Origin of the sequence: Streptomyces prasinopilosus (genome assembly GCF_001419695.1) — a bacterium.
In the GTDB taxonomy this organism is placed as follows: domain Bacteria; phylum Actinomycetota; class Actinomycetes; order Streptomycetales; family Streptomycetaceae; genus Streptomyces; species Streptomyces prasinopilosus.
Map to the genome: position 1 here is coordinate 1 of NZ_LIRG01000114.1, position 6,605 is coordinate 6,605.

General features: G+C 75.0%; 7 protein-coding genes, 1 tRNA gene and 1 pseudogene. 3 read left to right on the forward strand and 6 right to left on the reverse strand.

Annotated features, from left to right (window positions below):
* Both AOK18_RS30390 and AOK18_RS34020 read right to left on the reverse strand, forming a co-directional pair.
* Nucleotides 1-373 (reverse strand): helix-turn-helix transcriptional regulator (locus tag AOK18_RS30390; protein ID WP_240503083.1); only part of this gene is annotated, 373 nt, incomplete at both ends.
* Between the two features lie 2 nt (nucleotides 374-375).
* Nucleotides 376-541 (reverse strand): annotated as a pseudogene (locus AOK18_RS34020) (HTH domain-containing protein); the annotation flags it as partial.
* A gap of 138 nt (nucleotides 542-679) precedes the next feature.
* On the opposite strand from AOK18_RS34020, the gene AOK18_RS06040 reads away from it, so the two are divergent.
* The 3 genes from AOK18_RS06040 to AOK18_RS06050 all read left to right on the forward strand — a co-directional run bounded on the left by AOK18_RS06040 (nucleotide 680) and on the right by AOK18_RS06050 (nucleotide 2,776).
* Nucleotides 680-1,090, forward strand: coding sequence for a DUF3224 domain-containing protein (locus tag AOK18_RS06040; RefSeq protein ID WP_055693631.1), 411 nt, complete (start codon nucleotides 680-682; stop codon nucleotides 1,088-1,090).
* A 145-nt stretch (nucleotides 1,091-1,235) separates the two neighbouring features.
* Nucleotides 1,236-1,309 (forward strand) — tRNA-Thr (locus AOK18_RS06045).
* Nucleotides 1,310-1,624: 315 nt separating this feature from the next.
* Complete coding sequence (locus tag AOK18_RS06050; protein WP_055574425.1) at nucleotides 1,625-2,776, forward strand: serine hydrolase domain-containing protein; 1,152 nt, start codon at nucleotides 1,625-1,627, stop codon at nucleotides 2,774-2,776.
* A 49-nt stretch (nucleotides 2,777-2,825) separates the two neighbouring features.
* Here the strand turns inward: AOK18_RS06050 and AOK18_RS06055 are convergent, their stop codons facing one another.
* From AOK18_RS06055 to AOK18_RS06070, 4 genes are all read right to left on the reverse strand, one after another.
* On the reverse strand, nucleotides 2,826-3,461 hold the full coding sequence (locus AOK18_RS06055; protein ID WP_055693632.1) for a DJ-1/PfpI family protein: 636 nt from the start codon (nucleotides 3,459-3,461) through the stop codon (nucleotides 2,826-2,828).
* A 26-nt stretch (nucleotides 3,462-3,487) separates the two neighbouring features.
* Nucleotides 3,488-4,456 carry a GlxA family transcriptional regulator gene (locus AOK18_RS06060; RefSeq protein WP_055693633.1) on the reverse strand — a complete coding sequence of 323 codons (969 nt, stop codon included), beginning with the start codon at nucleotides 4,454-4,456 and terminating at the stop codon, nucleotides 3,488-3,490.
* An 88-nt stretch (nucleotides 4,457-4,544) separates the two neighbouring features.
* Nucleotides 4,545-5,441 carry an aminoglycoside phosphotransferase family protein gene (locus tag AOK18_RS06065; RefSeq protein ID WP_099048838.1) on the reverse strand — a complete coding sequence of 299 codons (897 nt, stop codon included), beginning with the start codon at nucleotides 5,439-5,441 and terminating at the stop codon, nucleotides 4,545-4,547.
* A gap of 13 nt (nucleotides 5,442-5,454) precedes the next feature.
* Complete coding sequence (locus AOK18_RS06070; RefSeq protein ID WP_055574422.1) at nucleotides 5,455-6,429, reverse strand: zinc-binding dehydrogenase; 975 nt, start codon at nucleotides 6,427-6,429, stop codon at nucleotides 5,455-5,457.
* Nucleotides 6,430-6,605 lie beyond the last annotated feature (176 nt).

Genomic DNA, 6,605 nt, shown 5'->3' on the forward strand with positions numbered 1-6,605 from the left:
GAACTGCATCGGCAGCAGCCTCTGTCCGCGGGGCGACAGCCGCAGCCGGGCGGTGCCCTGCCGCAGCGCCCCCTCCAGCCGCCGGGAGGACTCCGCCCAGTACGCGGCGAGGGCGAACCCGGCGGGACGGGTGAACACCTCGCCCGTCTCCTCCACCGCCTGGAAACGCGAGACCCGGTAGGTGCGCACGACGCCCTCGGACAACGCCACGAGGTACCAGATGCCGCCCTTCAGTACGAGCCCCAGGGGACGGACCTCCCGGTCCACCTCGCCCCGCCATCGCCGGTAACGGGTGCGCAGCACCCGCCGCTCCCACACCGCCCCGGCGATCCGCTCCAGGTGCGGCACCGGGTCCGCGTCGCGGAACCAGGCGNNGCGGCCCCCGCTCGGCGCGGACCGGCACCCCGGCCGCGCCGAGCGCCTCGATGTCCCGGTAGACGGTGCGCACCGAGACCTCCAGCTCCGCCGCGAGGCCGGGGGCGGTCATCAGGCCACGGTTCTGCAGCAGCAGGAGCAGGGAGAGAAGCCGGTCGGCGCGCACGGGACGCATTCTCCCGCGCCCCGGCCGTACCTGACAGGAGGTGTCAGGTACGGCTCCCAGGATGGCCGTGCCGGGCCGGGGACGGTCCCGCCGGCGGCACGACCGAACACGACCGCACACGACCGAAGGAGCACCTCCATGCCCGTCACCCGGACCACCGGCCACTTCACCTTCGCCGACTGGAAGGAGGCCCCCGTGGGCCCGGAGGACACCCACCCCCGGCTCGCCCACGCCACCGTCACCAACGCCTTCGCCGGAGGCATCGAGGCCGAGTCCACGACCTGCGACTACACCGTCTCCTACCTGACCGCCACGACCGGCTCCTTCGCCGGCATGGAACTCGTCCGCGGCCGGGTCGACGGACGCGAGGGCGCCTTCGTCCTCGAGGAGCGCGGGCGCTTCGGCTCCGACGGGACCGTCCACTGCACCTTCGAGGTCGTCGAGGGCTCGGGCACCGGAGAACTGGCCGGGCTGCGCGGCACCGGCGGGTTCACCTCCCGGCACGGGGAGACGGAGGTGCCGTACACCTTCGCGTACGGACTGGAGTGAGCGGACTGGAGAGTGGGGTGAAGCGAGCGGGGAGGAGTGCGCGGGCCGGAGCGCGCGGGGGCTCCGCGGCCCTCGCGTACGTGGCTCGGCGAAAGCCGCTCTGTGTACAGTGGACCCGCCCTCGCGCGCTCCGCGCGGACGCGGCGCCTCCTTAGCTCAGATGGCCAGAGCAACGCACTTGTAATGCGTAGGTCGTCGGTTCGAATCCGACAGGGGGCTCTGGTGGAACCCCAGGTCAGCACCGTCTGGCCTGGGGTTCTTCGTTCGGGGGTGCGGTGCCGGCGGTGGGCGCGGCGGCGCCGGCCCCGGGTCCGGTGCCGGCGGGGGCTTCGGACGGAAGCGGAGGCGCCCCCCCCCACGAGGCGAGTCGCACGAACGGCCGGCGGCCGGTCCCGTGCGGTTCACCGGCCGGGGGGGAACGGCGCCCGAAGGGCAGGAACCGGCCGTTCACCGTGACCGGGGCAACCCCGCAGGGCCCGTCCCGGTCCCTTCCTGCGACCACACCCGAGAGACAGGGGAGGCACGAGCGTGCGGATGCGGACGACGGCGGTGGCGGTGGTGGCGGCAGCGCTCTCGGCGGTCCTGGCGGCCCCCGCCGTGGCGGCGCCCCCGGGCCCGGGAGCCGGAGCGGGGGACGCGAGCGGCGACCACCTGGCGACCCGTCAGGCGCTGCGGGCCGCGGTCGACGCCGGCGTGCCCGGGGTGACGGCGACGGCGAGGGACCGGCGGGGCACCTGGTCGGCGACCGCCGGAGTGGGCGACCTGCGCACGGGGCAGAAGCGCTCCCCGCACGACCGCTACCGGGTCGGCAGCATCACCAAGACCTTCGTGGCGACGGTGCTGCTCCAACTGGAGGCGGAGGGCGGGCTGTCCCTGGACGACACCGTCGACGCCTGGCTGCCCGGCCTGGTGAGCGGCAACGGCCACGACGGCACCCGGATCACCCTGAGGCAGCTGCTGAACCACACCAGCGGCATCTTCGACTACACGTCGGGCGAGGAGTACCGCCGCGCGTACTCCACGAAGGAGGGCTTCTTCGCGCACCGCTACGACACCCGGACCCCGCAGGAGCTGGTGCGGGACGCCCTGGCCCACGAGCCGTACTTCGAGCCCGGCGCCTCCTGGAGGTACTCCAACACCAACTACGTCCTGGCGGCCCTGGTGATCGAGAGGGCCACCGGCCGCCCCTACGGCGAGGAGGTCCGCCGGCGCGTCATCGAGCCCCTGCGCCTGACCGCCACCTCGGTCCCCGGCACCCGGGCCTCCCTGCCCCGCCCCAGCAGCCGCGCCTACTCCAAGCCGGCCTCCACCGCGACGGGCCCCGCCTACGACGTCACGCTCCTCAACCCCTCCCGCGCCTTCTCGGCGGGCGAGATGATCTCCGACTCCCGGGACCTGAACCGCTTCTACCGCGCCCTGCTGACGGGCCGGCTGCTCCCTCCGGAGCAGCTGGACGAGATGACCACCACGGTGCCCACGGGCACCGGAACGGACTACGGCCTCGGCCTGATGAAGGTGCCGCTGGGCTGCGGCACGAATGTCTGGGGCCACAGCGGCGGCATCTCCGGCTCCAGCACCGGCGCCGGTACGACGCAGGACGGCCGGCACTCCCTGGCGTTCAACTTCAACGGCGACTGGGCGGGGAACGGCAGAGCGGTCATGGAGGCCGAGTTCTGCGGCGACTGAGCCTCCCGCCCCGTGCGCGAGCGGGTGCGGGGCCGGGCGTCCGGCGGGACTACCGGAGGACGAACCGGCTCCGGGCGCGGAGCCTGTCGACGAGTGCGGCCGGGGCCTTCCGCGGCGAGCCCGCGTCGTACGACGGCTGGGGGTCGTACTCGGTTCCCAGCTGCACGAGCTGCGCGTGCTCGTCGCCGGCGATCCTGCCGACCAGGGTGAGGCCCATGTCGATGCCGGCGGAGACGCCGGCCGCGGTGATGAACCTGCCGTCGGTGACGACGCGTTCCCCGGTCGGCTCGGCGCCGAACGCGGCGAGGCTGTCGAGCGCCAGCCAGTGCGAGGTGGCGCGGCGGCCTTCGAGCAGTCCGGCCGCCGCGAGCAGGAGCGATCCCGTGCACACGGACGTCGTCCAGGTGCTGGTGGCACTGGCGGTGCGCAGCCAGCCGAGCAGTGCCTCGTCGTCCATCCGGGCGGACTGGCCCGGGCCGCCGGGCACCACCACGACGTCCGGGGCCGGCACCTCCTCGAACGCCCTGTCCGCGACGAGCGCGAGGTCGCCGCGGTCGTTGCGTACGGGGCCGGGCCGTCGGGCGACGAAGACGGTGTCGGCGCCGGGGATGCGGCAGAGCATCTCGTAGGGACCGATCGCGTCCAGGGCGGTGAAGCGGTCGAAGAGGACGATCGCGATCTGCATGGTCGGCGGCCTTCCGGTGGGCGGGTTCACGGGACGCGTACGGGGGGATCCGGGTGGAAGCGACGCCGGTATTCGGCCGGGGCGGTGCCCAGGGCCTTCACGAAGGCGCGGCGCATCGCCTCCGGCGTGCCGTAGCCGCAGGCGCGGGAGATCCGTTCCACGCCGTCGGCCGTGTCCTCGAGGAGCCGCCGGGCCTGCTCCAGGCGTACGCGCCCGACGTACCGGCCCGGTGTCGTCCCGGTCTCCGACCGGAAGGCGCGGGCGAAGTGCCGGGGGGAGAACCCGGCGCGCTCCGCGAGGCGTTCGACGGACAGGTCCGCGTCCGGGTGCTCGGTGATCCACTGCTGGAGCTCGCGCAGGGGCTCACGACGGGCGGTCTGGGCGGCGAGCTGGGCACTGAACTGCGCCTGGTTGCCCGGGCGCCGGAGGAAGACGACGAGATGGCGGGCGACGGTGAGCGCGGTGTCCCTGCCGTGGTCCTCCTCGACCAGGGCGAGCGCGAGATCGATGCCCGCGGTGACTCCGGCGGAGGTGGTGACGTTCCCGTCGCGCACGAAGATCGGATCCGGATCGACCTCCACGTCCGGGTACCTTTCGGCCAGGTGGCCGCAGAGGGACCAGTGGGTCGTCGCCCGGCGGCCGTCGAGCAGTCCGGCCCCGGCCAGCAGCAGCGCCCCGCTGCACACGGACACGACGCGCTCGGCGTACCGGGCGTGCTTCCGCAGCCAGTCGATCAGGCCGGGTGCGGGGCGGCGGGTGCCGTGGCCGCCTGGGACGAGCAGGGTGTGCGGTGTCCCGGCGTCGGGCAGCGCGCAATCCGGGACCAGGGTGAGGCCGCTCGAGGTGCGGACCGGGGCGCCGTCGAGCGAGGCGGTGCGGATCCCGTACGGGTCCCCGCTGTGGCGTCCCGCCCCCGTGAACACCTCCACGGGGCCGGTCACGTCGAGACTCTGCACGTCGTCGAAGACGACGACCAGCACGGATCGCTGCGTCATGGCGTCCATCCTTCGCAGCGGACGTGAGGGCCGCAATGACGAGTACCCCACCCTTTCCGCCGTCCCGGGCCCGCCCCGGCCGGGAGCCTCAGGTCATGCGGCCGCCCAGGCGGCGGGCGATCTCCAGTTGGCGGTCCTCCAGGGGGCGGCCGTCCTCGAGGTCCCAGAGGCAGTTCTGCAGCACCCGGCCGTACGTCCAGGCGCGGGCCCGCTCGCGGTCCAGGCCGAGGACGTCGGTCATCGCGTCGAAGCGCCAGGGGACGTCGGCGGCGTCGAAGCGGTTGTCCAGGGCCGGCCAGAGGTCGAAGCCGGGGTCGCCGGCGAGCGGCTTGGGGTCGATGGCGAGCCAGTCGGCGCGGCCGGCGGCCAGGACGTTCTCCTCGTGCAGGTCCCAGTGCAGGAGGCGGTCGCCGGGCTCGTCCACGACCTCCCGTACGGCCGCCGCGCAGTCGGCGAGGACGCGGCGGGCCGCCGGGTCCGGGACGCGGGCCAGGGCCCGGGGGGTCCGCTCCAGCATGGCGCGGGCGATGTCGCCGAGGCGGCGCAGGCCCGGCGGGGCGGGGACGGCGGTGAGGCGGGCGAGGAGGCGGGCGATCACCAGGACGGCCTCGTGGGCGTCCGGGAGGCGGGAGAGCATCCGGGAGGTGTCGAGGCGTTCCAGCAGCATGGTGCAGGTGGCCGCGTCGTGCTCCAGCAGGCGGACCGCCCCGTCGCCGTCCCAGATCCGCAGGGCGACCGGCTCGCCCTCGCTCTCCTCGTCCAGGATCTGGAGCTTCAGCACGGCGGGTGTGCCGTCCGCGCGGTCGACGGGCAGGACCAGGGCGCACACGCCGTGCATCGGCGCGCCGGTGACGCGCAGGTCCCAGCGCTCCAGGAAGGCGGCGGCCAGACCGGGCAGCCGGGCGACGAAGGCGCGGCCCGCCTCCCCGTTGAACTTCTCCTGCGTCGCGGCGAGTTCCTCGGGTACGTGGATCACGCTGGGCACCGTAGTACGGAACTCACGGCTCCAGGACGACTTTTCCGGTGGTGCCCCGGTTCTCCAGGGCGCGGTGGGCGGCCGCGGCCTCGGCGAGGGGGAAGCGGTGGACGGCGGGGGTGAGCCGGCCTTCGGCGGCTTCGGCCAGGGCGCGCAGTTCGAGGGTGCGTACGGGACGGGGGCCGCCCGCCCTGCGCATCATCTCGGGGCCGAGGACGTTGAGGGAGACGCCGTCGACGAGGTGGGGTCCGGCGCTGTCGGGGCCCTGGGCGGACCAGCCGAAGACGACGTGGCGGCCGCCGGGGGCGAGCAGGGGGAGGAGCGTGCGGGCGACGTCACCGCCCACGCCGTCGTAGACGACGGTCACCTCGCCCTTGTGGGCGGCGAGTCGTGCGGGCCAGGCCGGGTCCGTGTAGTCGACGGCGAGGTCGGCGCCGTTCGCCGAGACCAGGGCGGTCTTCCCGGGGCCTCCGGCGAGGCCGATGACGGTGGCGCCCGCGTTCTTGGCGTACTGCACGAGGAGGGTGCCGATGCCGCCGGCCGCGGCGGGGACGACGACCACGTCCCCGGGGCCGGGTTCGGCGAACTGCACGACGCCCATGGCCGTGCGGCCGGTGCCGATCATGGCGACGGCCCCGGCGAAGTCCAGGCCCTCCGGGATCTCGTGCAGGCGGTCGGCGTCGGTGACGGCCAGCTCCGCGTAACCGCCGGGGGCGAACCCGAGGTGGGCGACGACGCGTCGGCCGAGCCAGTGCGCGGGCGTGCCGTCGCCGAGTGCGTCGACGACTCCGGCGACCTCGCGGCCGGGGACGGTGGGCAGGGCGGTGGGTGTGGGCGCGGGCCCCTGGTGGCCCCGGCGCAGGGCGGTGTCCAGGAGGTGGACCCCGGCGGCCCGGACGGCGATGCGCACCTGGCCGGGGCCCGGCCGGGGGTCCTCGACCCGTTCGTGGACGAGGTTCTCGGCGGGACCGAAGGCGTGCAGGCGGACGGCGTGCATGGGCGTCTCCCGGGGGTGCGGTCGGGGCGGCGGGTCCGGTGCGCCGGTCCGGGCGGACGTCCGGCCCGGACGCCGGCCCGGGTGGCCGCCGTGGTGGGGTCCACTGTTCGACCTCAAGTCCGCTCGAGGTCAAGCTCGTGCCGGCCGGTCCCGTCCCGGCTCCGGCGGTTCCGGCG

What these genes read in the sequence shown, in the direction of transcription:
- AOK18_RS06060 (WP_055693633.1), bottom strand. Translation starts at nt 4,456, where the DNA reads ATGACGCAGCGATCCGTGCTGGTCGTCGTCTTCGACGACGTGCAGAGT.
- AOK18_RS06070 (WP_055574422.1), bottom strand. Translation starts at nt 6,429, where the DNA reads ATGCACGCCGTCCGCCTGCACGCCTTCGGTCCCGCCGAGAACCTCGTC.
- AOK18_RS06055 (WP_055693632.1), bottom strand. Translation starts at nt 3,461, where the DNA reads ATGCAGATCGCGATCGTCCTCTTCGACCGCTTCACCGCCCTGGACGCG.
- AOK18_RS06050 (WP_055574425.1), top strand. Translation starts at nt 1,625, where the DNA reads ATGCGGACGACGGCGGTGGCGGTGGTGGCGGCAGCGCTCTCGGCGGTC.
- AOK18_RS06040 (WP_055693631.1), top strand. Translation starts at nt 680, where the DNA reads ATGCCCGTCACCCGGACCACCGGCCACTTCACCTTCGCCGACTGGAAG.